The organism is Telluria mixta (assembly GCF_029223865.1).
In the GTDB taxonomy this organism is placed as follows: Bacteria; Pseudomonadota; Gammaproteobacteria; order Burkholderiales; family Burkholderiaceae_D; genus Telluria; species Telluria mixta.
In genome coordinates this window covers 7,031,226-7,056,254 of sequence record NZ_CP119520.1, presented here as the reverse complement: position 1 = coordinate 7,056,254, position 25,029 = coordinate 7,031,226, and the positions used below count along the sequence as shown (strand labels likewise).

At 67.1% G+C, this 25,029-nt stretch carries 22 protein-coding genes; 16 read left to right on the top strand and 6 right to left on the bottom strand.

Annotated elements, in window-relative coordinates; genetic code table 11:
* The first annotated feature begins 175 nt into the window (after positions 1–175).
* The 7 genes from P0M04_RS30995 (at position 176) to P0M04_RS30965 (ending at position 6,878) form a co-directional block, all read left to right on the top strand.
* Positions 176–3,124, top strand: coding sequence for a TonB-dependent receptor (locus P0M04_RS30995; protein ID WP_259450380.1), 2,949 nt, complete (start codon positions 176–178; stop codon positions 3,122–3,124).
* Positions 3,125–3,419: 295 nt separating this feature from the next.
* Positions 3,420–3,587 (top strand): hypothetical protein, encoded by a 168-nt coding sequence (locus P0M04_RS30990; RefSeq protein WP_176936492.1) that lies wholly within the window; start codon positions 3,420–3,422, stop codon positions 3,585–3,587.
* Positions 3,588–3,621: 34 nt separating this feature from the next.
* A complete protein-coding gene (locus P0M04_RS30985) occupies positions 3,622–3,786 on the top strand; it encodes a hypothetical protein (protein ID WP_197071587.1) in 165 nt (54 codons plus the stop codon).
* Positions 3,787–3,950: 164 nt separating this feature from the next.
* Positions 3,951–4,325 (top strand): LiaF transmembrane domain-containing protein, encoded by a 375-nt coding sequence (locus P0M04_RS30980; protein ID WP_091666612.1) that lies wholly within the window; start codon positions 3,951–3,953, stop codon positions 4,323–4,325.
* A complete protein-coding gene (locus tag P0M04_RS30975) occupies positions 4,315–5,013 on the top strand; it encodes a LiaI-LiaF-like domain-containing protein (protein ID WP_259450379.1) in 699 nt (232 codons plus the stop codon). The genes P0M04_RS30980 and P0M04_RS30975 overlap by 11 nt, the downstream gene beginning before the upstream one ends.
* 11 nt (positions 5,014–5,024) lie before the next feature.
* A complete protein-coding gene (locus tag P0M04_RS30970) occupies positions 5,025–6,125 on the top strand; it encodes a sensor histidine kinase (protein WP_259450378.1) in 1,101 nt (366 codons plus the stop codon).
* Between the two features lie 3 nt (positions 6,126–6,128).
* Positions 6,129–6,878, top strand: coding sequence for a LytR/AlgR family response regulator transcription factor (locus P0M04_RS30965; protein WP_259450377.1), 750 nt, complete (start codon positions 6,129–6,131; stop codon positions 6,876–6,878).
* Here the strand turns inward: P0M04_RS30965 and P0M04_RS30960 are convergent.
* The 3 genes from P0M04_RS30960 to P0M04_RS30950 all read right to left on the bottom strand — a co-directional run bounded on the left by P0M04_RS30960 (position 6,875) and on the right by P0M04_RS30950 (position 11,651).
* Positions 6,875–9,145, bottom strand: coding sequence for an ATP-dependent DNA helicase (locus P0M04_RS30960; RefSeq protein ID WP_259450376.1), 2,271 nt, complete (start codon positions 9,143–9,145; stop codon positions 6,875–6,877). The genes P0M04_RS30965 and P0M04_RS30960 overlap by 4 nt on opposite strands.
* Positions 9,142–10,797, bottom strand: coding sequence for a VRR-NUC domain-containing protein (locus P0M04_RS30955; RefSeq protein WP_259450459.1), 1,656 nt, complete (start codon positions 10,795–10,797; stop codon positions 9,142–9,144). Before P0M04_RS30955 ends, P0M04_RS30960 begins: the two co-directional genes overlap by 4 nt.
* 110 nt (positions 10,798–10,907) lie before the next feature.
* Positions 10,908–11,651, bottom strand: a complete 744-nt coding sequence (locus tag P0M04_RS30950) for a hypothetical protein (RefSeq protein WP_259450375.1) — start codon at positions 11,649–11,651, stop codon at positions 10,908–10,910.
* Between the two features lie 57 nt (positions 11,652–11,708).
* Here P0M04_RS30950 and P0M04_RS30945 point away from each other — a divergent pair, with 57 nt between their 5' ends.
* From P0M04_RS30945 to P0M04_RS30925, 5 genes are all read left to right on the top strand, one after another.
* The gene (locus P0M04_RS30945; RefSeq protein WP_259450374.1) at positions 11,709–12,548 is read left to right on the top strand and encodes a M15 family metallopeptidase; all 840 of its coding nucleotides are present in this window, start codon (positions 11,709–11,711) and stop codon (positions 12,546–12,548) included.
* 99 nt (positions 12,549–12,647) lie between these two features.
* Complete coding sequence (gene tssM / locus P0M04_RS30940; protein WP_259450458.1) at positions 12,648–16,403, top strand: type VI secretion system membrane subunit TssM; 3,756 nt, start codon at positions 12,648–12,650, stop codon at positions 16,401–16,403.
* A complete protein-coding gene (tagF, locus tag P0M04_RS30935) occupies positions 16,400–17,389 on the top strand; it encodes a type VI secretion system-associated protein TagF (protein ID WP_259450373.1) in 990 nt (329 codons plus the stop codon). Before tssM ends, tagF begins: the two co-directional genes overlap by 4 nt.
* Entirely contained in the window at positions 17,389–18,183 is a 795-nt protein-coding gene (locus tag P0M04_RS30930) for an OmpA family protein (RefSeq protein WP_259450372.1), read from the top strand. Before tagF ends, P0M04_RS30930 begins: the two co-directional genes overlap by 1 nt.
* A 46-nt stretch (positions 18,184–18,229) precedes the next feature.
* Positions 18,230–19,570 carry a glycosyltransferase gene (locus tag P0M04_RS30925; protein WP_259450371.1) on the top strand — a complete coding sequence of 447 codons (1,341 nt, stop codon included), beginning with the start codon at positions 18,230–18,232 and terminating at the stop codon, positions 19,568–19,570.
* Here P0M04_RS30925 and icmH read toward each other — a convergent pair.
* The 3 genes from icmH to tssJ are packed head-to-tail and all read right to left on the bottom strand — an operon-like array spanning position 19,510 to position 22,185.
* Positions 19,510–20,271 (bottom strand): type IVB secretion system protein IcmH/DotU, encoded by a 762-nt coding sequence (gene icmH, locus P0M04_RS30920; protein ID WP_259450370.1) that lies wholly within the window; start codon positions 20,269–20,271, stop codon positions 19,510–19,512. The genes P0M04_RS30925 and icmH overlap by 61 nt on opposite strands.
* Entirely contained in the window at positions 20,268–21,614 is a 1,347-nt protein-coding gene (gene tssK, locus P0M04_RS30915; protein ID WP_259450369.1) for a type VI secretion system baseplate subunit TssK, read from the bottom strand. The genes icmH and tssK overlap by 4 nt, the downstream gene beginning before the upstream one ends.
* A 46-nt stretch (positions 21,615–21,660) precedes the next feature.
* Positions 21,661–22,185, bottom strand: a complete 525-nt coding sequence (gene tssJ, locus P0M04_RS30910; protein WP_259450368.1) for a type VI secretion system lipoprotein TssJ — start codon at positions 22,183–22,185, stop codon at positions 21,661–21,663.
* Between the two features lie 55 nt (positions 22,186–22,240).
* Between tssJ and P0M04_RS30905 the strand changes: the two genes are divergently transcribed.
* The 4 genes from P0M04_RS30905 to tssC are packed head-to-tail and all read left to right on the top strand — an operon-like array spanning position 22,241 to position 25,009.
* Positions 22,241–22,363, top strand: coding sequence for a hypothetical protein (locus P0M04_RS30905; protein WP_259450367.1), 123 nt, complete (start codon positions 22,241–22,243; stop codon positions 22,361–22,363).
* A 20-nt stretch (positions 22,364–22,383) separates the two neighbouring features.
* Positions 22,384–22,977, top strand: a complete 594-nt coding sequence (locus P0M04_RS30900; protein ID WP_259450366.1) for a tetratricopeptide repeat protein — start codon at positions 22,384–22,386, stop codon at positions 22,975–22,977.
* 26 nt (positions 22,978–23,003) lie between these two features.
* On the top strand, positions 23,004–23,519 hold the full coding sequence (tssB, locus tag P0M04_RS30895; RefSeq protein WP_259450365.1) for a type VI secretion system contractile sheath small subunit: 516 nt from the start codon (positions 23,004–23,006) through the stop codon (positions 23,517–23,519).
* A complete protein-coding gene (gene tssC / locus P0M04_RS30890) occupies positions 23,516–25,009 on the top strand; it encodes a type VI secretion system contractile sheath large subunit (RefSeq protein WP_259450364.1) in 1,494 nt (497 codons plus the stop codon). Before tssB ends, tssC begins: the two co-directional genes overlap by 4 nt.
* The last annotated feature ends 20 nt before the right edge of the window (positions 25,010–25,029 follow it).

Here is a 25,029-nt window from a genome sequence, read left to right as displayed (position 1 = left end):
AAACGCTACGCTAACCCGGCCGGCGGGTGCCGTCAAAAAGAAATTTGCGGGCCACGCATTCCTTTAAGTTATACATTCTGCAACAGTAATCATTATCCAACCGCTGTGTCATCAGTCAATACTGAGCGGAGACCGGGAAACACCGGTCCCGACGATGACAACAGAGGAGAGAGAAATGTTGAAGCAGAAGCCGCTCGCGGCCGCTGTCGCATTGGCATGGCTGGGCGTGGCAGGCACGCCCGCGCTGGCCCAGAACGATGCAGGCAGCACGCAGATGCAGACGGTCGAAGTGACGGGCATCCGTGCATCGATGGCGAAGTCGCTGGCCGTCAAGCGCGACGCTACCGCCAACGTCGAAGTGATCACGGCCGAGGACGTGGGCAAGATGCCGGACAAGAACCTGGCCGATTCGCTGCAGCGCCTGCCCGGCGTCGCGGTTCGCACCGACTACGACGAAGCGGAGAAGGTGGCGATGCGCGGCACCAATCCCGACATGTCGCTGATCGTGTTCAACGGCCACGCGGTGAGCAGCGGCGACTGGTACATCGCCGACCAGGCATCGAGCAGCCGCTCCACGAGCCTGTCCTTGATGCCGTCGTCGGTGCTGAACCAGGCCATCGTCTATAAAACGTCGCAGGCGAACATCGTCGATGGCGGCCTCGCGGGCACCATCAACGTCACGACGCGCAAACCCCTGGCGCAGAAGGAGCGCCTGTCGGGCGTGGCCAGCGTCGGCGCCAGCTACGCGACCCTGCCGGGCAAGACGGCGCCGGACCTGAACGCCTCCGTCAACTGGAAGAACGAGGCGGGCACGTTCGGCTTCATCCTGCAAGGCTTCGCGGAGAAGCGCTACATCCGCCGCGACTCCGCGTCGCGCCTCGCGTACGGCACGAGCAGCGGGTGGGACGTCATCAACACGACCACCATGAAGGGCATCACGGATGCGTCGCTGGCCGGCAGCGGCTACAAGGCCGCGGACCTGAACGGCGTGCGCCTGCCGGGTTCGATGAGCACGGAATTCGTCGAGGGCGTGCGCGACCGCAAGGGCGGCATGTTCTCGCTGGAGTTCAAGCCGAACCAGGACGTCGACGTCACCGTGACGGGCTTCACGTCCACGCTGAAGGCGCCGAACTATGGCCGCCTGAAGGCCGGCGCCATGTACAGCATGCTGCTCGGTAAAGCGTCGCTGGCCGACGGTGCCACCGGCGCGACCGCGCCGAACACGGTGGGCGCCCAGGGCCAGCAGGTGTTCGCATCGATCCGCAATCCTGTCATCGTCACCGAGACGACGATGTACGGCGACCAGCTGCGCGTGCTGAAAAGCGCCGACATCATGTTCGCCGACGGGACGCCGCCCCAGTACATCGGCAACTCGGAAGGCTTTTATCGCCAGGGCGCGCGCGCCACCAGCTCCTTCCTCGACCTGGACGGCAAGTGGCGCGTGAACCCCGACCTGACCCTGAAGACGCTGCTGTCGACGACGCGCGGCGTCGGCAAGACGGACTACGACCAGGGCCTGACGTACGCCAGCTTCGGCACGGGCGTGTCGTATGCGCTGGGCGGCGTCGACAACGCGCCATATGTGAAGTACTACGGCACCGGCGTCAAACCGGACCAGCTCGTGGTGCGCACGATCTCGGGCCTGAAAACGACGGACCGCGAGACGAGCGGCCAGGTCGACGGCGAATGGCGCGTCGACAAGGGCTGGATCCAGTCGGTCGAAGGCGGCGTGCGCTACGCCGACCACCACCGCGACAGCGCGCGCCGCTACCCGGCCTATCACAACCGCGACATCACGATCGGTGCGCCGACCGGCACGATCCCGTGGCCGTCCGACTTCGGCGCGGGTCTCGACGGCCCGGCCGGCTGGGACAACACGGGCTACACGTTCGACCCGGCCGTGCTGATGGCGTACTTCCAGGGCGCGACGAAGGCGACGAGCGACCAGTACGAGCGCCGGGTCGGGACCGAGCTGCACATGCGCGAACGCCAGGGCGCGGCCTATGTGATGGCCAACCTGGAAGGCGAGCGCTGGTCCGGCAACGTCGGCTTGCGCTTCGTGCAGACCCGCATCAACGCCGACATCCCGACGCCGATCCCGGCCGGCGTGTGCCTGCGCGCCGCGCCCGGCCAGCCGGCGATTCCGTGCGCGGCCTATCCGGATGCGATCACGACGTCGGGCGACCTGCAGCCGGTCTACGACAACGAACCCTTCAAGAACAACACGGGCAACACCTACTACTTCATCAAGACGGACCGCCGCTTCAACAACTGGCTGCCCAGCATGAACGTGCGCTACGAGCTGACGAAGGACCAGATCCTGCGCTTCGGCGCGAGCCGCACGGTGGGCCGCCAGAACTACAACCTGCTCGGCGCCGGCTTCGGCTCGCCGACCTGCGATGCGCAGGGCTGCCGCGTGACGGGACCGAACCCCGGCATCAAGCCGCTCACGTCGGACAACCTGGATGCGTCGTGGGCCTGGTACTTCGCGCGCCGGTCGATGGTCGGCGTGGACCTATTCTACTCGCGCATCCAGGGCTATGCGAAGACCGGCACCACCGGCGGCGCGACGATCGACCTGTGGGATTCGGCGGCGCAGGCGATGAAGACGTACACGGTCCAGACGTCGGAGCAGCAGGGCGCCCATATCGCGGGCCTCGAGCTGTCGTACGAGCAGCCGTTCGGCACGACGGGCTTCGGCTTCACCAGCAACATCAGCCGCGCCCACACGAAGGTCGACGACGGCCGGCCGATGGTCGGCGCGTCGGAATGGGCGGCGAACCTGGGCGGCTATTTCGAGAACGACAAGGTGTCGCTGCGCCTCGTCGCGAACTACCGCAGCGAGTACGTGAACAGCTCCACGGCGCCGGCGCCGACGGCCAACAGCCAGGGGCTGTACAGCGTCAACGGCGTCCTGATGCCGACTGCGCCCACGATGGCCGCGCCGGTGACGACGCTCGCCTTCAACGCCAGTGTCAACCTCGCGTCGAACCTGCTGCTCACGTTCGACGCGACGAACCTGACCAACGTGAAGCGCGCGTACTACCGTTACAGCGAGGAAGAACAGCAGAAGCTGGACGTCAGCGGCCGCCAGTTCTACGTGAATCTGAAATATCGATTCTGACGTCATCGTCGGCAAGCTTAAGGGGGCTGCGGCCCCCTTTTTTATTGCATTTTTCGACGTCACGTAGGCCTGTTTGAAGGTGGTCTGTAGGACTGGAACTCATGGGGACGTACAGTGTGCGGCAACTAACGGTTGCGACCCCGGCGGACTCGTTACGATAGAGGCGTCGAGTGAGGCACCAGCGATCTTCCGCAGGCGGCCAACCACCTCGACAGGTCAGCCGGTCGCCTCGAGGATCGGCACCAATTTCGAAGCCGGCGCCAGGCGCGCCGGCTTCAACGGAGCGGAGGTTGCCATGACCACGACGACGACGAATCACCCCCCCAAGCATCTCGTGCGCGAGTACCTCGAGCGGCGTTCGAAAGACACGAAACCGCCGCCGACGCCGGAAGAAATCCGGCGCCAGCTGGGGTGGGGCATGCTGATGCCGTCGGACGACCGGATCGGCGCCTCCCGTTCCTGAACCAGTTTCACCGTCACCGAACAGGAGAAGCATCATGACCGCCAAGATCGGCAGCAAACACGTCGCCCAGCACCGGGGCAAGAAAGAGCGCGAGGAAATCCACAAGATGAACGTCGCGCGCGAAGCCCTCAAGATTGCCGCTGCCCGCGCCAAGTACCGCAACCAGCAGAAGGGGCAGCGTCCACAAGCCGCCGCCTGATCCATCCGCTTTCCGAGGGCCCGCCATGGCGACATGGCGGGCCCTTTGCTATTCGCCGTTCACGTCGCCATTCACCGGCACCGCGCCGCCATTGGCCGAAAAGCGCTTCCACTCGGACGGCGGTCTCCGTTATCGTGTCGACATTCGATCACAACGGAGGAAACATGAATAGCGAAGCTTCCTACCACCTGCGGCGCCAGGTGTTGTGGGGCCTGGTCCTGGTGGGGCTGGGCGTGGCCTTCCTGCTGGACCAGATGGATGTGTTCGACATCCGCTCGCTGTGGCATTATGCGCCGCTGCTGCTGGTCGTCGTGGGCATCAACCAGACCATCGGCTACCCGAGCGCCCGCGAATTCTCCAATGGCCTGTGGACCGTGTTCATCGGCCTGTGGCTGTTCGCCGTGCTGGAAGGCCTGTGGGGCCTCACGTTCGGCAACAGCTGGCCCCTGTTCATCATCATCAGCGGCATCACGATGGCGATCCGGCCGATCGCCGAGCGCCGCTTCGGCCAGAAGGGAGGCGACGGCCATGGAAAATAATACGAACCGCGCGTCGAGCCAGGTCGTGCTGGGCCTGCTCGTCGTGGGCATGGGCGTCCTGTTCCTGCTCGATAACCTCGACATCCTGAACTTCCGCCACGCGATCGGTTTCTGGCCGCTTGCCTTCATCGTGGCCGGCTGTGCCGCGCTGTTCGGCAACGGTGCGCGCAGCGGCAACTACATGGGCGGCGTGCTGATCGCGGTGGGTGTGCTGATGATCGTCGGCCGCATGGGGTATTTTTACATCAGCTGGGGCACGCTGTGGCCGCTCGTGATGATCGCACTCGGCGGACTCGTGCTGTACCGGTCGCTGGGCCCGGGGCGGGTGGCGCGCGAAGACGTCGCCGCGGGCACGAGCCCCGACAACGTCGTCGACATCGTCGCCGTACTGGGCGGCTTCGAGCGCCGCGTCAGCGCGCAGGACTTCCGCGGCGGCGAGATCACGGCCGTGATGGGCGGCTGCGCACTCGACCTGCGCGATGCGTCCATCGTCAAGGAAGCCGTGATCAACGTCTTCACGGTCTGGGGCGGCATCAACATCAAGGTGCCGCCCGACTGGACCGTCGTCCTGAACGGCACGCCCGTAATGGGCGGCTTCGCAGAGAAGACGTCCCGGCCGCCCGACGCCAGCAAGCGCCTCGTCATCTCCGGCTACGCCATCATGGGCGGCGTGGAAGTGCGTAACTAAGGGCGCGGCCAGTGCACGGCATCTTCGCGAGCTGGCGCGCGACGGCGCTCTATCTGCTGGCCTGGCTGATGCTGGGCCTGCTGCTGGCGGCCATGCTGGCCGTCAGCGGCGCGGGCTGGGGCGCGAGCGTGCTGTTCGCCGTACCGCTGGCGCTCTGGTACGCGTACGCGGCGGGCTTTTCCGCTTACTACGTGTGCCGCGCGTACCCGCTGGGACGGCGCCGTCCGCTCGCCATCGCCGCCGGCGTCGGCATGACGGCGGCCTGTGTCTCCGGGCTGTGGTGCGGCATGGGCGCGGTCTGGAACAGTCTCCTGGCCGCGCTCGCGCCGGACGCTTACGTGCCCGTCGCGAGCGGCCCCGTGCTGGCATCGATGTTCGGCCTGGGCCTGATCCTGTACGGCCTGGCGGCGGCCGTGAACTACCTGTTGATCGAGACCGAACGCGTGCGCCAGCTCGAGACGCAGCGCCTGGAGATGAAGCTGATGGCCCAGGACGCCGAACTGCGGATGCTGCGCGCCCAGGTCGATCCGCACTTCCTGTTCAACAGCCTGAACTCGATCAGCGCGCTGACGTCGCTCGATCCGGCGGCTGCGCGCGCCATGACCGTGCAGCTGGCCGAGTTCTTCCGCCACACGCTGGGCCTGCGGGCCGACCGCAAGGTGACGCTCGACCAGGAACTGCAACTCGTACGGCATTTCATCGCCATCGAGCAGGTGCGCTACGGCGACCGGCTGCGCTTCGAGGCCGCCATTGATCCCGCCGCCGGTGCGTGCCTGCTGGCGCCGATGCTGCTGCAGCCGCTCGTGGAAAACGCGATCAAGCACGGCATCGGCCAGATGATCGAGACGGGCCTCGTACGCATCGAGGCGACGCGCGCCGGATCGATCCTGCGCATCCGCGTGGAGAACGACGTCGATCCCGACAGCGTCGACGGCGCAGGCAGCGCACGCGGCACGGGCCTGGGCCTCGTCAACGTGCGCCAGCGCCTGGCGGCGGACCATGGGCATGAGGCGAGCGCGCACTGGGCCCGGCGCGACGGCCGCTTCATCGTGGAGCTGGCGCTGCCGGCGGTGACGGCCGACGAACCCCAACCTGAACCCGAAAGGACCTGACGCATGCGCGTGATCATCGTGGACGACGAACCCCTGGCGCGCGCCGTGCTGCGCGAACATCTCGGGGCCCATGCCGACGTGGAGATCGTCGGCGAATGCGCCAACGGCTTCGAGGCCGTGAAGGCGATCGCGGAGCTGGCGCCCGATCTCGTGTTCCTTGACATCCAGATGCCCAAGCTGGACGGCTTCGAAGTCGTCGAACTGGCCGGCGCGAAGACGCACTACGTGTTCGTCACGGCTTACGACCAGTTCGCGCTGCGCGCCTTCGACGTCCATGCGCTGGACTATCTCTTGAAACCGTTCACGCGCGAGCGTCTCGCGCAGGCGCTGGCGCACGCGCGCGAACGCCTCGCCGCGCCCGCGGCCGCGACCCAGGGGGAGGCGGCGATGCGCGCGCTCGTGAGCGAGGCGCAGGCGCGCCACCAGCCGCTCGAACGCATCCTGATCCGCGACGGCGCACGCGTGCAGGTGATCCCCGTCGCGCGCGTCGACTACATCGAGGCCCAGGACGACTACGTGGCCATCTGCTCGGAAGGCCGGCAGTGGCTGAAGAACCAGCGCATGGCCGAACTGGAAAGCCAGCTGGATCCGCAGGCCTTCCTGCGCGTGCACCGGTCGTACATCGTCAACCTGGGCACCATCGCGCGCATCGAGCCGACCGGGAAGGATGGCCACTGCGCCGTGCTGAAGTCCGGTGCGCGCATTCCGATCAGCCGCAGCGGCTACCAGAAGGTGCGCGACCTGATGCGCTAAGCCGCTTTCTCGACGTGCCACCACGCAGGCAGCAGGGCCTGCACTTCGGGCCGCGCGAAACGGTCGTCGATCAGCCACACGACGCCGCGGTCCTGCTCCGTGCGGATCACGCGGCCGGCCGCCTGCACGACCTTCTGCATGCCGGGATAGAGATAGGTGTAGTCGTAGCCGGCGCCGAACATCGCCTGCATGCGCTGGCGCAGCTGTTCGTTGACGGGGTTCAGCTGCGGCAGGCCGAGGGTCGCGACGAACGCGCCGATGAGACGCTCGCCCGGCAGGTCGACGCCTTCGCCGAAGGAGCCCCCGAGCACTGCGAAGCCGATGCCGCGGCCGCCCGCGACGAAGCGCGCGAGGAAATCCGCCCGTTCCGGCTCGCTCATGCGGCGCGCCTGTCTCCAGACAGGAATGCCCGGATGGTCGCGCTCGAAGCGGTCCGCCACCTGCTGCAGATAGTCGAAGCTGGAAAAGAACGCGAGGTAGTTGCCGGGCTTCTCGTGGTACTGGTCCGCCATCAGGGTCGCGATCGGCGCGAGCGAGCTGCCGCGCGCCTGGTAGCGGGTGGAGATGCCGTGCGCGACGTGCACGTCCAGCTGGCTCGCGGTGAACGGCGAATCGACGTCGATCCACGCTGTGTCCGCCGGCATGCCGAGCAGGTCGGCGAAATAATGCCAGGGACTCAGGGTTGCGGAAAACAGCGTCGTCGAATGGGCGTATGCGAAGCGCGGACCGAGGAACGGGGCGGGGACGACGTTGCGGATGCAGAGCGTCGTGTTGCGTTCGTCCTCGCGCGTGACGTCGAACAGCGAGTGCTCGCCGAACGATTCCGCGAGGCGACCGAACTGCAGCGCGCCGAAATAAAAATCCTGCAGCTCGGGATCCAACGGGACCGGAAACGCAGCCATGTGCTCCGTGATGGCGCTGGCCGCGCCCTGCAGCGCGTTCAGGAATTTGTCGGGCAGGCCGTCCAGCACCTGGTAGGGCAGGGGCGCGGACTTGCTCACGTCCGTCCACGCGCGTTTCACTTTGTCGAGTGCCTTGTGCAGCGCAGGCGGGGCGATGGCCCGTGCCGCGCGCAGGTCCGCGCGTTGCAGCGTCGCCGTGTACATCGACCGTGCCCGGGACACCAGGTTGTGCGCCTCGTCAGCCAGCACGCTGACCTTCCAGCCGCGCTCCAGCGCCAGCGCGTACAGCATCGCGCCGCCGTCGAACCAGTAGTTGTAGTCGCCCACGACGACGTCGCTCCAGCGTACCATCTCGCTGCCCAGGTAGTACGGACAGACGTCGTGCGCGAGGCCGATTTCGCGCAACGTGGCGCGGTCGAGCATGTCCGCATTCGCCGCCGCTTCGCGCGCGGCCGGCAGGCGGTCGTAGAAGCCCTGGGCGAGCGGGCAGGAATCGCCATGGCAGGCTTTGTCCGGGTGCTCGCAGGCCTTGTCGCGCGCGCTCAGTTCGAGCACGCGCAATGGCAGCGTGCCGCCGGATTTGAGTGTTGCCGCCGCGTCCAGCGCGAGCTGGCGTCCCGGCGTCTTGGCGGCCAGGAAGAACACCTTGTCGAGACCCTGTCCCGGGGCCGCCTTCAGCACCGGGAACAGGGTGCCGACGGTCTTGCCGATGCCGGTCGGGGCCTGGGCGAGCAGGCAGCGCTTGCCCGAATTCGCGCGGAAGATGGCTTCCGCGAGCTGGCGCTGGCCGGGACGGAAATTGGCATGCGGAAAGCGCAGCGCCGTCAACGCGGCGTCTCGCGCGCCGCGGTGCGCGAGTTCCCGCTCGGCCCAGGCGACGAAGCGGCGGCACTGGTCTTCGAACAGCGCGGCGAGATCGGCGCGGGTGCGGGTTTCGCGCAGCACGGTCTCCTGCTGGGTGCCGATGTCGAAGTAGACGAGCGCCAGGTTGACGTCGTCCATGCCGAGTTCCTCGCACATCAGGTGCCCGTAGACACGCAACTGGGCCCAGGCCAGACGCAGGTGGTTGTCCGGAATGCGCGCGAACTGGCCGCGGTACGTCTTGACCTCTTCGATCAGGTTGCGGTCGGGGTCGTAGCCATCGGCCCGTCCACGCACGTGCAGCGGGCCCCAATCGCCCGCGAGCGTCACTTCGCTGCGGTAGTTGTCGTCGCGGCGGGATGCCACGACGGCATGACCCGCGATACCTTCCTGCGCCGTGGGCGACGGCGTGAAGCGCAGGTCGAGGTCGCCCTGCTTGGCCGTGAACTCGCACAGGGCACGCACGGATACGACGTAGCGCGCGCTGTTTTCCGCGTCACTCATGCCGCCGCTTGTTCCCATTGCAGATAGCACACCGTGATCGGCATGCCGTGCTCGGCGCAGTAATCGATCCAGCGCAGCTGGTTGTCCTGCAGGCGGTCGCCCGGACCCTTCACCTCGATCATGTTGTAACGCTGCTCGCCGGGCCAGAACTGGATCAGGTCGGGGAAGCCCGTGCGGTTTTCCTTCACGTCCTGCAGGATGCGGCGGAACCACAGTTTCAGGTGCGCGGCCGGGATGCAGTCCAGCGCCAGTTCGATGATGTCGCGGTCGAGCCAGTCCCAGGCGACGAACGGCGATTGCAGGCCCGCCTTCTCTTCGTACGTCGCGAGCATGGCGGCACGGTGGCGGCCGTCGTCCAGCAGTGCGAGGCAGGCGTTGAAATCGTCCTTGCGGCGCCGGTAGAAGTCGGCCGCGAACAGGTCGGCCGGGCCGCGGTGGAACGGGTGGAAGAAGGCGCCTGGAATGGCCGCGAAGATGGCGCGCCAGCACAACAGCCCGAACAGCGTGTTGGCCAGCGTGTTTTCGACGTAGAAGACCGGTGCGTCGTCGCGCGCCAGATGCGCCAGCACGACGCCTTCGACGCGCCATTCTCCACCCGGCAGCGGCAGGTTCAGGTCGAGCCGCGCGACCGGCGTCGCCCGGCGCGGCGGGCCCTTCGGGTGGCCCAGCTTGCGTGCCAGGCGCGGGCCGAGGCGCAGCAGGTGCTGGCGTTCCGCCTCGCTTTCCGGGGCTTGCTGCGCCGTCTCGAACAGGGCATAGGCTGCGTCGAACTTCTCGTGCTTTTCCAGTACGCGGATCGCCCGTCCGCGCGCGCCCGGATAGCGGCAATCCACATACACGGCATACGCATTGTCCCAGTCCCGCTCTTTTTCGAGCAGTTGGCCAAGCTGGAACAGGAGGCGTTCGCGCCGGCTGTCGAGCCAGTCGTTGCCGAACGCATGGCGGGGCAGGTCGGCCAGCACGTCCAGTGCCGCCTCGCCCGCGTAATAGCGCTCCTTGCACGCGTGAAGGTCGAGATAGTGGTCGATGTCCTGGCGGGCCCGGAAGCCGCGCGACGCCGGCGAGAATTCGACGCGCTCGTAGCGGAACAGGCCCAGGTCGGACAGGACGAACTCGGTCCAGTCCTGCGAGAGGTTGCCGAAGAAGATGAGGCGCAGGCGGTCGCACAGCGGTTGTACGAGCAGGCGCAATGCGAGGTCGTCGCAGTTGCCGTGCCAATGCGAGAACGGACGCTGAGCTTCGTGCGCAGGATCCGCGCGCAGCGCTTCGAGCTGGTCGGCCTTGCGCGCGCTCTTCTGCGCGCCCGTCAGGCCGAACGCCTCGGCCAGTTCCGGCTTCGACAGCAGGTCGAACAACTCGTCGAGCGTCAGGACGGGATCGGACTCGATCCAGCCGCTGGGCAGCAGCGCCTCTGTCGCTGCGCGCGGGCAGCCGATCTCTGCGTAGTTGAGCTTGCTGGCGCGGAACAGGGTGCCCTTGCGCATGACCATCCGCACGAACAGGGCGCGGGCCGGTTGCGGCAATTGCGGGAAGGCGGCGATGAACGCATGTTCCTCGTCGATGAGCAGGTCGGCGTAGCGCTCGGCGATCCAGTCCAGCACGCGCTGGAAGTTATCCAGATAATAAAACTCGTTTTCCAGGACTCTGATCATCGTCATACCGCACCAACTGTACTTTTGTACAGTATAACGGTGCCGGCGACGATGGCCCAGCAGTTTCGGTGTCGTGATGGCCTGCGGCGTGGTTTTCCGGGATTGCCGCCCTATTGTCGGGGTGGAATGCGCGGACCGCACGGTTTGTCGCTGCACGCCGCCGTGCCCGCGCCATCGGCCGCCTCGTTACGGGGGCCGGTGTGCTGGAGGATGGCCGAGATGAGGGCGACGTCCGTATCGACCGTGGCGGCCGATGACGTGGTCCTCGAGGGGCCGGCGCTCCGCTTCTGGCGCGGCGGTGCCGGGTCCGTATGAGCGAGCGCCTGGACCGAATTCGTCCGCAGCGCCGGTTGCGGCCGCGTGGATGGAATCGACGGCGTGGCGGGGTGCGTGGCCGTATGGCGCGGCGTGGCCCGATTCGTCTCCGTGCCGGCCGGGGCGCGCACAGGCATGGCGGATGCCGTCGCCGGGGCGGGTTGCGGCAGATCGATGATGACCGCGCCGCGCGCCGGACCGGCGGCGTCAGGGGATGCGACCATGTCCGGCGCCGGCCGCGAGGATTGGGAGGGCTGTGTCGACTGCAAAGTCGGCGCGGACGCCTGCGCCGTGCCGGCCGTATCCGTGCTGCGCGCCGGCGCCGTGCCGCGGACGAGCCAGGCGAGAGCGACGAGCAGGGAGCACGCCAGCACGCCGGCGGCGCCATACCAGACGACGGCGGGCAGGGTGCGGAGCCGCCGCCCGGGCGCCTGGCCGTCGAGCACGGCAAGGATATTGATCTCGCCGGTGGTCCGGCGCGACGACGACATCAGGTTGGGACGTCTGGAGCCGGGTTGATTTTCATCTGTAGGGCGCACCGCGTTACTCCTAAGATTGGAAAACTAATTCCAATTAGAAACAAACCGGAGAAGTCGATGCTGATCTTCCTCGCATTCTTGTACTTTTGTCTGGCCTGCAGCGTCATCTGGCTCGCCCTGTTCCCCGGCGGGCGGGCGATGGTGCTGCAGATGCTCGGCATGCTGCAACGCCGCCTGCAATGGCGCGTCGGCGGTTGGCAGCGCAGCGGGAATGCGACGCTGCAGGCATCGTGGTCGGGCGCGCGCGGCGTGTTGTACGACAGCCGCCGGCTGCTGCGCCGGCACTGGGCCTGGTTTGCCGTCGGGGTGCCGCTCGTGCTGGTCCCGACGCTGCTCGCGTTGCTGATGCGCCGGCCGGACATGCTGCCCGACTACGAGCCCGCCGACACGGTCGTCGACGCCCAGGTGGCCGTGCTGCTCAAGGGCGAGCAGCTGGTGCCGCCGGCCGCGTTGCCGCCGCTCGCGTTCGGCACGCGCGAAGTGGAACTGGTACGTCCGATGCTGGTGGACGCGAGCCGCAACTGGGGACTGTTGCGGCCGGAGTTCAGCCAGCGCCTGCTGTTGGTGTTCAAGATCATGAAGGAGAAATACGGTTACGAGATGGCCCTGCTGGAAGGCTACCGCAGCCCGGCCCGCCAGGACATGCTGGCCGGCATGGGCTCGCAGGTGACCAACGCCCGCGCATTCCAGAGCTGGCACCAGTATGGGTTGGCGGCCGACTGCGCGTTCTGGCGCGACGGCAAGCTCGTGATCTCGGAAAAAGACCCTTGGGCCATGCGTGGCTACCAGCTGTACGGCGAGGTTGCCGAATCGCTGGGCCTGACCTGGGGCGGACGCTGGACGATGATGGACTTCGGTCATACGGAGTTGCGCATGCGCGGGGTGATGCGGCGTTGAGGCGGGACCGTTCCCGGAGCGTTGTCTCACCTCAAGTTTTCAAGAAGGAAATAGTGCCAGTATTGCCGGTGGTATTCACCAACCTTCCGAACGAACATGATGGCCCGACTCTGGCAGTTCCTCACCGACAGACGTGTTTTGGCCGTGATCGGCATCGGCGTGCTTGCGGCACTCGTGCTGCTGGGCGCGGAATCCCCCGATGCTGCACTCATCTGGGCCGCGCTGCTGTGCCTGCTCCTCATGTGCGCGGGGGGCATCGCCTGGTTTGTCCGTGCCTGGCTGCGCAAGCGCGCGGCCAGCCGGCTGGCCGGAGCGATGCTGACCGGCGCGGAGACCGACGGCAAGGCCCAGGCGGCGCGCAACGACGCGGCCGTGCTGCGCAAGGGCATGCTGGAGGCGATCAATACGATCAAGACCTCCAAGCTGGGCCTGACGCGCGGCGCGGCGGCGTTGTACGAGCTGCCGTGGTACATGATCATCGGGAACCCGGCGGCCGGGAAGAGCAGCGCGATCAAGCATTCCGGGCTGACGTTCCCGATCCCCGGCAGCAAGGCCGTGCAGGGCGTCGGGGGCACGCGCACCTGCGACTGGTTCTTCACGACGGACGGCATCCTGCTCGACACGGCGGGGCGCTATTCCGTATTCGAAGCGGACCGTGCCGAATGGTTCAGCTTCCTCGACCTGCTGCGCAAGCACCGCTCCCGCGCCCCGATCAACGGGATCCTGGTCGCGGTCAGCGTCGCCGAGCTGGCCGGCGGTAGTCCCGAGGCCTCGATCGAGCTGGCCAAGAGCCTGCGCACGCGGGTACAGGAGCTGACCGAACGGCTGGGCGTCCACGCGCCCGTGTACGTGATGTTCACGAAGGCCGACCTGATCGCCGGCTTCGCCGATTTTTTCCAGGACTGCGAACGGACGGAACGCGAACGCGTCTGGGGCGCGACCCTGCGCTACAACCGGCGCAGCACGCCGCAGGACGTGCTGGCGTTCTTCGACCAGCATTTCGATGAACTGCACGACGGCCTCAAGGAGATGAGCCTGGCCAGCATGGCGGGCAACCGCAGCACTGCCCTGCGTCCCGGCGTATTCACGTTCCCGCTCGAATTCGCCGCGCTCAAGCCCCAGCTGCGCGCCTTCCTGGCTACCCTGTTCGAGGAAAACACGTGGCAATTCAAGCCCGTGTTTCGCGGCTTCTATTTCACAAGTGCCCTGCAGGAGGGCAGCGTGGAGAACCAGTCGGCACGGCGCGTCGCGGGGAGGTTCGACCTGCAGCTGCGTCCGTTCGGCGAGAAGGCCGGCGAGGACGCGGCGCCCGGCACGGAGCAGTCCGGCTTTTTCCTGTTGCAGCTGTTCCGCAAGGTGATCTTCGCCGACCGCGACCTGGTCAAGCGCTATACGAGCCCGGCCGCCACACGCATGAAGATCGGCGCGTTCTTCGCCGCGACCCTGCTGCTCGGCTGTGCACTGGGCGGCTGGAGCTGGTCGTACATGGGGAACCGGCAGTTGGTCGCGAACGTCAAGGCCGACCTGGACAAGGTCATGAAGCTGCAGGCCGGCCGGACCGATCTGCAGGCGCGGCTGGAGGGGCTCGATATCCTGCAGGACCGTATCGAGCAGCTCGATAAATATCGCCAGGACCGTCCGTGGGCGCTGGCGTTCGGCCTGTACCAGGGCGAAGCGCTGGAGCGCAAGCTGCGCGACGAGTATTTCGCCGGCGTGCGCGAAGTCATGGTGCAGCCGGTGGCGGGCGCGCTGGAAAACCTGCTGACGGAGATGAATGCGAACGCGTCGCAGCTCGACCCGAACGTGCGCGCGACGCCGGCCGCCAAACCCGGGCAGCCGTACCAGGACGTCTCGGCCACGAACGTCGGCGACGCCTACAACGCGCTCAAGACATACCTGATGTTGGCGGACAGGAGCCATGCCGAGCCCGGCCACCTGAACGACCAGCTGACGCGCTTCTGGCGCGGCTGGCTCGAAGCGAACCGGGGCGCCATGCCGCGCGAGCAGATGATCCGCAGCGCCGAGCGCCAGCTGACGTTCGTGCTGGCCCATATCGACGACCAGGCGTGGCCCCAGATCACGCCCAAGCTCAGCCTGCTGGACACCGCCCGCGAGAATCTGCGCCGCGTCGTGCGCGGCACCCCCGCGCGCGAGCGCGTGTATGCCGACATCCGCACGCGCGCGTCGACGCGTTACGCCGGCGTGACGGTGGCGCGCATCGTCGGCGAGCAGGACCAGGCGCTGGTCGTCGGCAGTTACGCCGTCAGCGGCGCGTACACCCGCGATGCGTGGGAAAAATTCGTCCAGGGCGCCATCCGCGAGGCATCGACCCGCGAATTGCAGAGCAGCGACTGGGTGTTGAAAAGCGTCGCCAAGGACGACCTCACGCTGGAGGGCAGCCCGGAGCAGATCCAGAAGGCGCTCATCGAGATGTACAAGGCCGATTACGCGCGCGAATGGAGCAAGTTCGTGCAGGGCGTGACGATCGCCGACCTCAACGGCTTCGACGCCAGCGTGCAGGCGATGAACCGCCTCGGCGATCCGCTGACCTCGCCGCTCGCGAAAGTGCTCAAGACCGTCCACGAACAGACGGCCTGGGACGATCCCACGCAGGCCCGGGTCGACACCGTCAAGCTCAAGCGCGGTCTCGCCGGCTGGTTCCGTGAAGTGGTGTTGCGTCAGGCGCCGAGCGAGGCGCGCCAGGTGGCCGATGCGATGGGGCCGCTGCCGGTCGGTGGCGTGCAGGCAGCCGGTCCGGTCGGCCGCGAGTTCGCAGGGGTCGCGCGGCTGGTCGGGGTCAAGGAAAAAGATGCGTCGCTGATGACGGGCTACCTCGATGCGTTGTCGAAGCTGCGCAGCCGCCTGAACCAGTTGAAGAACCAGGGCGATCCCGGCCCCGGCGCCAGGCAGCTGATGCAGCAGACGCTGGAGGGTAGTGGTTCCGAGCTGGCCGATGCGCTGAAATACGTCGACGAGCAGATGCTGACGGGGATGACGGACACGCAGAAGCAGATGTTGCGTCCGCTGCTCGTGCGTCCGCTCGTGCAGACGTTCGCGATGATCGTGCTGCCGTCGGAATCGGAGATCAACCGGACGTGGCAGGCACAGGTCGTCGAACCGTTCCAGAAGACGCTGGCCGCCAAGTACCCGTTCGCACCCTCCGCCCAGATCCAGGCCACGCCGGCCGAGATCGGCCAGGTGTTCGGACCGGACGGCGTCGTCGCCAAATTCGTGGGTACGACGATGGGGCCGCTCGTCGTGCGCCGCGGCGACGTGCTCAGCAGCCGTACCTGGGCCGACATCGGCATCACGCTGGCGCCGCAGGTGGTCAGCGGCTTCCCCGGCTGGGTGGCACCGTTGTCGGCCAACGGCGTGGCGGCCGGCGGCGGCCCGCAGACCGTGTTCCAGCTGCTGCCGCTGACCGCGCCCGGCGTCACCGAATACACGATCGAGATCGACGGCCAGCAGCTGCGCTACCGGAACACGCCACCGGCCTGGGTCAATATGGTGCATCCCGGTCCGCAGGGCAGCAGCGGCGCGAAGATCAGCGCCGTCACGTTCGATGGCCGCACGGTCGAGCTGTTCAACGAGCCGGGCGAGTTCGGTCTGCAGAAGATGATCGAGGCGGCAACGAAGAAACGGCTGGACGCGGGCACGCACGAATTGCGCTGGAATGCGGGCAACGTCTCGGTGGCCGTGAACCTGAAGCGCGTCAGCAGCACGGACACGTCCGGGGGCAACGCCCAGGCCAGCCAGGGCTTCCGCGGCCTGCGCCTGCCGGACGCCGTCGTCGGCCGCGCGGGCGCGGTGGGCACCAGTGGCGCGGGTCCCGCGCTGGCGGGAGCGGCGCAGTGAACCGCGCCCTGAACCGTGCCGCCCCGCGCGCGCGCGCAATGAGCCGCATCGGCTATTTCGGCAAGATCCCGGCGCACAGCGACTTCGTCAAGCTGGCCGACGACCAGCCCGTCATCGGCATGCTGGACGACTGGATTGCGCAGGTCATGACGCGGCTGCCGTCCGATGCACGCTGGAAGCTGAACTATGATGCGATGGCCCCGGCCAGCTTCGCCTTCGTGGGGCCGGACCGGCGCCATGCCGTCGCCGGCCACCTCGTCGCGAGCCACGACCGCTCGGGGCGCCGCTTCCCGTTCCTGATGATGCGCACCGTCGACGTGCCCGATCCCGCCGGCTTCGTCGCGCGCTGCCCGCTCGCTTTCGCGCCGTTGTGGGATTACCTCGAGGGCATGGCACCCCAGGTGCTGGGCAGCAGCGATCCGAGTGCCTACCTGCAGGCGATCGCGGACGCTCCCGTCACGCTGGGCGAACACGATGCCGCGCTGGACAGCTATCTGGCGTTGTCCACCGTCGGCGAACTGACGGCGCAACTTGAACTGGCGGTCAACCGGATGATCCTCGGGCTCGGCCTGCTGCTGCAGCCCGTGATGCACAGCCGTCCCGCCAGCCTGCACAAGAGCCTCGTGCTGCCGCTGCCGCGCACGGGTGCCCACCGCTATGCGGCGGCCGCCTTCTGGCTGGAACTGGTGCTGCCATTCATCCGGCGCAGCGGCTTCGACCTCGTGCTGTTCCTCACTCGCGTCCGCGAGCATCCGGCACTCGTCGTCGGTTTCGGCGGGGAGGCCGCCGGTACGCTCCATGCCCTGATCGATCCGATCGTGGCCGCCGACCAGCAGGTGCACCTCGCGGACAATGCCTGGATCGACGAGCAGCTCGGCCTGGACGTCGACGTGCGTGCGCTGGCCAGCTACCTCGAACAGCCGGCGCTGCCCCTGCGGCTCGCGCACGAACTGTTCCTGAAAACCTTTATCGGAGCCGCGCCGTGATGCCGAAGACATTTATTCTTTATGCCGCCCTCGCGTGCACCCCCATCGCCTCGCTGGCGCAGGTGCAACCCCAGCCCACGCCCGCGCCCGCGCCCGCGCCTGCTGCACCCATCGTCGTGTCCGGCACGGTCGCCGACGACGCCAGCAAGGCCGCGCTGCTGGCCCGCCTGCGCACGGTGTACGGCGCGGACCGGATCGTGGACCAGCTTGCGGTCGGCCGGGTCTCGATGCCGGCGAACTGGAACGACCATGTCGGCAAGCTGATCGGCCCGAACCTGAAGCTGATCAGCCGCGGCCAGTTGCAGGTCGACGGCACCAGCGTCAGCCTGCGCGGCGACGTTGCCAGCGAAGTCCAGCGCACGCAGATCGCGAGCGACATCGCGCTGGCGCTCGATCCCGGCTACACGGTCAACAACGGCCTGCGCGTGGCGGCCTCGGAGCAGGGGATGCTGGATGCGGCGCTGGCCAACCGCATCATCGAATTCGAATCCGGCCAGGCCACGCTGACGGATTCCGGCAAGGCCATTCTCGACCAGATGAGCGTGGCGCTGCTGCGCCTGAAGGACAAGCGGGTGGAAGTCATCGGCCATACGGACAATGCCGGCTCGCGCGCCGGCAATCTGTCGCTCAGCCAGGCACGTGCGGAAGCCGTGAAAGCGTACGTCGTCGGGCGCGGCGTCAAGCCCGACATGGTCGCCGTGTCCGGCGAAGGCCCGGATCGTCCCGTGGCGGACAACCGTACGCCCGAAGGAAGGGCCCGCAACCGTCGCATCGAATTCAAGGTCGTCCAATAATCCCCACGCCTTTTTGTTGTATATTTGCAAGGTTGACATCCTTGCAATGGCGCGTATGAAAATTGGTATACAAACGTGGGGCAGCCACGGCGATATCCGGCCCTTCCTGGCGCTCGCGGAGGGCCTGCAGGCGGCGGGCAACGACGTTCACCTCGTGATCACCTGCGTCGACAGTGATGCCTACGAAGGCATGGTGTCGGCGAGCGGCGTGAAGATCAGCGTCGTCGCGTCGCCCGTGCTCACACCGGAACAGCAGGAAACCGTCGGCCGGACGGCCTACGCCATCCGCAATCCCATGACGCAGATGGCGACCGTCCTGCGGCTGTGCCTGGACCCGGTCGAAGATGCCATGTTCGACGCCGCGCGCCGCTTGTGCGCCGAGTCCGACGTGCTGATCGGCCATTACTTCATGCACCCGTTGCAGACCGCGGCGGAGGCGGCGGGAAGGCCGTATGTCAGCGTCCTGTTGTCGCACGCGGCGATCCCCAGCGACTTCGATCACCCGCTGACCATGCCCGGCGCCGGCAAGCGCATCCATCGCATGCTGTGGTGGCTGACGCGGACGCTGCTCAATCGCACGTTGAAGCACTATCCCGACCGGTTGCGCAGCCAGCTCGGCTTGCCGCCGCTGCGGGACGTCGTCACGCAGGGCTGGATCTCGCCACATCTCACGCTGGCCGCCGTGAGTCCCACGATCTGCCGCGCGCAGCCGGATTGGCCGGCGTCCGTCCGCGTGTGCGGATTCCTCGATACGCCGAACCTGGCCATGGAAGGGCAGGTCCCGCCGGGCTTCGCCCGTTTCCTCGCCGCCGGCGACGCGCCCGTCTACATGACGTTCGGCAGCTGGATGCCACGCGACCCTGCGGGACAGGCGAAGGCCCTGCATCTGCTGACTGACGCGGCGCGTCTGGCTGGATGCCGTGCCATCATCCAGGCGCCCGCGGCCGCAACGTGCGGATTCCAATCGGATGACGCCATCCTGTACGTCGCGGCGGCGCCGCACCATGCCATCTTCCCACATTGCCGCGCGGTCGTGCATCACGGCGGGGCGGGGACGACGCAGTCGGTCATGCGGGCGGGGAAGCCGTCGGTCGTCGTGGCCAACATCAGCGAGCAGGAGCATTGGGGCAGGGAATTACGCCGCCTGGGGATCGCAGGCAGGCCGGCCAGGCGTCGCGATGTAACGGCGCCCGCGCTGGCACGACGGCTCCGTCACGTGCTGGCGTCACCTGGGATGGCGGCGCGGGCCGCGGACGTCGCCGGCGCGATGCAAAACGAGCATGGCGTCGATGCGGCGGTCGCGCTCGTCATGCAGGCCTTCGCGCATCACGGCAGCGTGATCGTCACATTGGCCGACCGCGGCGGCAGCTTGACGAGGTCGTTGTAACTGGCGAGCGCGCGATCCGTCTCGCGCCCCAGCGCGCCGCGGTAACCGAGATAGGCGCCCAGGCCGGCCAGCGCGAATACGCCGCACAGGACCCACAGCGACGTATCGCTCCCAAGCTTGTGGGCGACCTGGTCGGGCCGCTCCGCATGCGGGGCGAAGGTGCGGCTCTTGCCGCGCATGCGGGCGATTTCGTCGCCCAGGCGCGCTGTCAGGTAGTTCAGCTTGTCCCGGCCGTCCAGCGCGAAGCGGCCCTGGAAGCCGAGCAGCAGGCACAGGTGGTAGACCTCGAGCGCCTGCAGGTGCGCGCTGCCTTTCGCCCGCAAGTCTTCCAGGCGCTGGAAAAAATGTTCGCCGGCCAGTTGGTCGCCGAACAGGCGCAACTGCAGCGGGCGGGTCTCCCACGCTTCGCGGATGGCGTAGTCGGAACCGAGGATGATCTCGTCGACGGCCGCGCAGAATGCATATTTGGCGGCCGTCACGTCGTCGGCGGGAATGCCGAGCGACTTGGCGCTGCGGTCGACTTCGCCGAGGAAGCCGGTCATGCGGTCGGCGAAGGCGGCCTGGTCCTGCGGACCGCAACCGCTCTTGAGGAGGAACAGGGCATAGAAACCCTCGTACATCAGATCGACAAGGGAGGCGGGGGCGGTGCCGGCGGCGCCGCGTTGGGAGGGCGCGGCGCGCCGTTCGACGGGATGGTTCATGCTGCGATCGCAATCAGTTCGAGTTTGAGGTCACGGATACCGTTCGGGACATAGATCGAGATGGCCTGCGCCTTGAGCATGCTGTCGTACAGCACGCCCCGGTTGTCGAGCACGAAATACACCATGTCCGGGCGCACGGGCAGCGCGCTGGGTACCTGGGCCGCGTGGGTCAGCTTCACGCCGGGCATGGCGGTCAGCACCAGCTTGTCGACGTCTTCCGGGGCGCCGATCTTGAAGCGCAGCGGGACGATGTCGACGAGTTGCAGCGCCGGCAGGTCGGCGGCCACGCCCAGGTACAGGGTCGTCTGGACATTGATCTTGCCGGAGTCGAGTGCGCCCAGATGATACGAAGGGCGGTCGTTCGACAGCGCGATCGCGAAATAGCGCGACGAGATCACGGTGTCGAGCAGCTCGCGCAGGATGCCGTCCAGGCGGGCGAACGCAGGTCCGGGATCCTGGTGCGCATAGGCCGGCAGGTCTTCCAGCCGGGCCGTGCGCGAAAACGTCATCAGGCCGCCCGCCAGCGACAGGAGTTCCTGGAACAGGCGTTCCGGATGCAGTTCCCGGTGGGACAGGTAATGGGTCAGCGCCGCATAGCCCGTGCTGACCGTGTGCAGCAGCCAGAACGACGCGACGTCGCCCCCGCGCAGCTCGACGACATGCCGGCCCGGTTCGCGGTAATGGCCGTACAGCGCATTCACCTTGGCCAGCAGTTTTTCCATCAGGCGCACGAGGCGCGCGTGCAGGCCCTGGGCGCCCGCGATCGACAGGCTGGGCGGCGTGAACGCCGGGTCGATCTCGAAGCCGCCCGTCGGCACGCGCTGCAGGCGCACGAGCGGAAAGCTGTCGTAGGCGTCGAGCGCGTCGAGTTCGGACACGAGGCGCACCGTGCGGGTCAGGTAGGCCACCGGGGCCGGGGCGGCTTGGCTGAACAGGTCCTGGGTGTCGTGCTCGCGCTGGCCGAAGCGGGCGTCGGGCCGCGTCGCACCCCGCTCGGCGCAATTGTCGCCGTGCGGTTTCAGCACGGGCAGGGCGGCGTGGAAGGTGATCGTCTGGACGTCGGGCGGCAGCTCGTCCAGGCGCACCTGCGCCGGCAGCGGATCCTGGTCCGGCGCGCGCACGAGGTCGCCGTCCGGGAAGATCAGCGCCAGGTCGGTCACGCGCAGCATGTCGGCCTTGAGCGCATCGGTATCGATGGCCAGCCGGCGCACGCCCCAGCAATAGGGATGCAGGGCGCTGGCCGTCTCGTTCAGGCGCGCTTCGTGGTAGCGGTCCTGTTGCTGGAAGTGCTGGGGACGCAGGAACAGCCCTTCGCCCCATAAAACCTTAGCCGGAATGTTCATGTGCCTCCCTTCGCAAATCTCTAGCTTGCTGGAAACGTTGAGGCGCTTATTGACAGTGGACAAGAGACAAAGGCTTGGCGCCGCCGGCCGACAGCGCGCACGCATGCAGGCCGATGGTCACGCCGGCGCCTTCGGCATCCGCGGCCGGGATGGCGGTGCGCCAGGCATTGCCCGCCGGCGCATGGAACAGGGCGACGATGCCGAGCCAGGGCGTGTCGCGCGCGAGCCGGTCGCTGACGTCGAGGCGCTGGCCGGGCACCAGCGTGACTTCCCTGACCTCGACGAGGTCGGCGCCGAGGGCGTCGCGCTCCGTCTGGGGCGACAGGAAAGCGGCATAGGGTGCCTGGTCGAACGTGCCGCGCTGGCGCAGCTTGTAGATCTTGACCAGCAGCGCCAGCGACTGGCCGCGCGCGTCGACGTTCAGCCGCGGCGCAGCATGCAGGTGCACCACGACGTTGCGCGGCGGCTGCTGGGATTCAGGTACCGGCGCCGGCTTGCGCAGCCCGATGGTGCCGCCGGCACAACCGCCGAGCAGGCAGGCCACGCACAACGCGATCCACGTTCGTTTCATGGGTGCTCCTTGCATCAGGTAAAGAGAACAGAGAGATTTAACGGGATCGCCCGCCATGCACCCTGAGCAGGCGCAACACCGGCGCAACAGCCTCTTCGACAAGGCGCAATGGGGCGGCAAAGCTGCGTTGATGGCACGCAATTCTTCCCAGAAATCGTTCACCAATAATGGCGTCTGATTTCAACCCGGGAGAGCCAGATGACCTTCGAACGCCTGATGCCGCTTGCGGCGGTGCCCATCACATGTGTCATGTTGTTGTCGGCCTGCGCCAGTACCGCGCCGGCGGCAAGCCATGCCCCCAAGGCGGCGCCGACCATGGCGAGTGCGATGGCCGAAGTGGATGCCGCCGTGCTCGCGGGCCAGAACGACAAGGCCTACGCGATCCTGAAGAACGCCGGCACTGCCTTCCCGACCGACAAGACGCCGTGGGTGCGCATGGCCCAGATGCACTTCGACAGCACGAATTACGGCGAAGCGATCGTCGATGCGCTGGAAGCGCTCGAGCGCGACCCGGACGATACGCTGGCCAACAGCATCGTCGCCGTCAGCGGCCTGCGCGTGACGAGCAAGGCGTTGTCCGACCTGAGCCAGAAAAACAATTTGACGGGCAACGTGCGCACGGAGGCGCAGGACCTGGCCAAGCTGCTGCGCACGAGCCTCAACGAAGACGTGCTGGTGCCGAACAACCGTCCCGCCGCGCCGCGCGTGAAGGAGACGGTCAAGAAGGCCCTCGGCGCCGCATCCGCCGCCCGTTCCACCGCATCGAGCGATCCGTTCGGCGCGCTCAAATAATCCGCCCACAGCCCACTGGAGTCGACATGGCAAAGAATGAAAGCGTGCAGAAACGCCTGCAGAAGGTGCGCGCGCCGCGCGTGCAGATGACGTACGACGTCGAGATCGGCGACACGATCGAAAACAAGGAACTGCCGTTCGTGGTCGGCGTGCTGGGCGACTTCGGTGCGGATCCGGAGGCGGCGAAGAAGCGCCTCAAGGACCGCAACTTCGTCAACGTCGACGCCGACAATTTCGACGAAGTGCTGGGCGGCGTGGCCCCCGCGACGAGCTTCCGCGTGGAGAACCATCTGTCGCCGGAAGGCGGCGAATTCGCCGTGCAGCTGCAGTTCAAGCAGATGGACGACTTTCGTCCGGAAGCCGTCGTGCAGCAGGTGGCGCCGTTGAAGGGCCTGCTGGAAGCGCGCGGCAAGCTGGCCGACCTGCGCAACAAGCTGGCCGGCAACGACAAGCTGGAAGACCTGCTCAGCGACGTGCTGTCGAATACGGAAAAACTCGGCAGTCTCCGCAAAGGCGGCAAGGGCGGCAAGGAGGAAGCATGAGCGCGATCCTCGAGACGGCGAACGCGGTACCTGGACCGGCCGGCGAACTGGACATGTCCCTGCTCGACCAGATCGTCGAACAGAGCCGGGTGGCGAAATCGAGCAGCGAACACGAACGGGCGCGCGACATCATCTCCGAGCTCGTGAGCCAGGTGATGGAGGGCACGATGGTCGTGTCGACGAATCTGTCGGCGACGATCGATGCGCGCCTGGCGGAGCTGGACCGGATGATCTCGGCCCAGCTGTCCGCGATCATGCACGCGCCGGAGTTCCAGAAGCTGGAGCGCAGCTGGACCGGGCTGCACTACCTGGTCAAGAACACGGCGACCAGCAACGGCCTGCAGGTGCGCATGCTCAATGCGAGCAAGCGCGAGCTCGTGAAGGACTTCCAGTCGGCGCTGGAATTCGACCAGAGCACGTTATTCAAGAAAATCTACGAAGAGGAATTCGGCAGCTTCGGCGGCGCGCCGTACGGCACGCTGATCGGCGACTTCGAGATCACGCGCCAGCCCGAAGACATCTATTTTCTCGAGCAGATGTCGCACGTGGCGGCGGCCAGCCATGCGCCGTTCATCACGTCCGCCGGGCCGGAATTGTTCGGCATCGAGAGCTTCGGCGACCTGGGCAAGCCGCGCGACCTGGCCAAGGTGTTCGACACCGTCGAATACGCGAAATGGAAGGCGTTCCGCGAGTCGGAGGACGCGCGCTACGTCGGCCTCACGTTGCCGCGCTTCCTGGGCCGGCTGCCGTACAACCCGGCCGACGGCACTGCCACCGAAGGGTTTAATTTTGTCGAGGACGTGGATGGCACCGATCACCAGAAATACCTGTGGTGTAACGCCGCGTATGCCTTTGCGACGAAGCTGACGAAGGCCTTCGAGGACTATGGCTGGTGCGCCGCGATCCGCGGCGTCGAAGGCGGCGGCCTGGTGGAAAACCTGCCGACGCACACGTTCAAGACGGACGAGGGCGAGATCGCGCTGAAATGCCCGACCGAGCTGGCGATCACGGACCGGCGCGAAAAGGAGTTGTCGGACCTGGGCTTCATCTCGCTCGTGCACTGCAAGAACACATCGTATGCCGCGTTCTTCGGCGCGCAGTCGGCGCAGAAGGCGCGCAAGTATGCGAACGAGGCGGCCAATGCGAACGCGCTGCTGTCGTCGCAGCTGCAGTACATCTTCGCCGTGTCGCGCATCGCGCACTACATGAAGGCCATGATGCGCGACAAGATCGGCAGCTTCACCGCCGCGTCGAACGTCGAGGATTACCTGAACCGCTGGCTGACGCAATACGTGCTTTTGGACGATAACGCGAGCCAGGAACAAAAGGCGCAGTTCCCGCTGCGCGAAGCGAGCGTGCAGGTGCAGGAAGTGCCGGGACGTCCGGGTGTCTACCGTGCCGTCTCGTTCCTGCGTCCGCATTTCCAGCTCGACGAATTGTCCGTTTCGCTCCGTTTGGTCGCGGAGTTGCCGCAATCGACCAAGAACTGAATCTCTCAACAACTTGAACT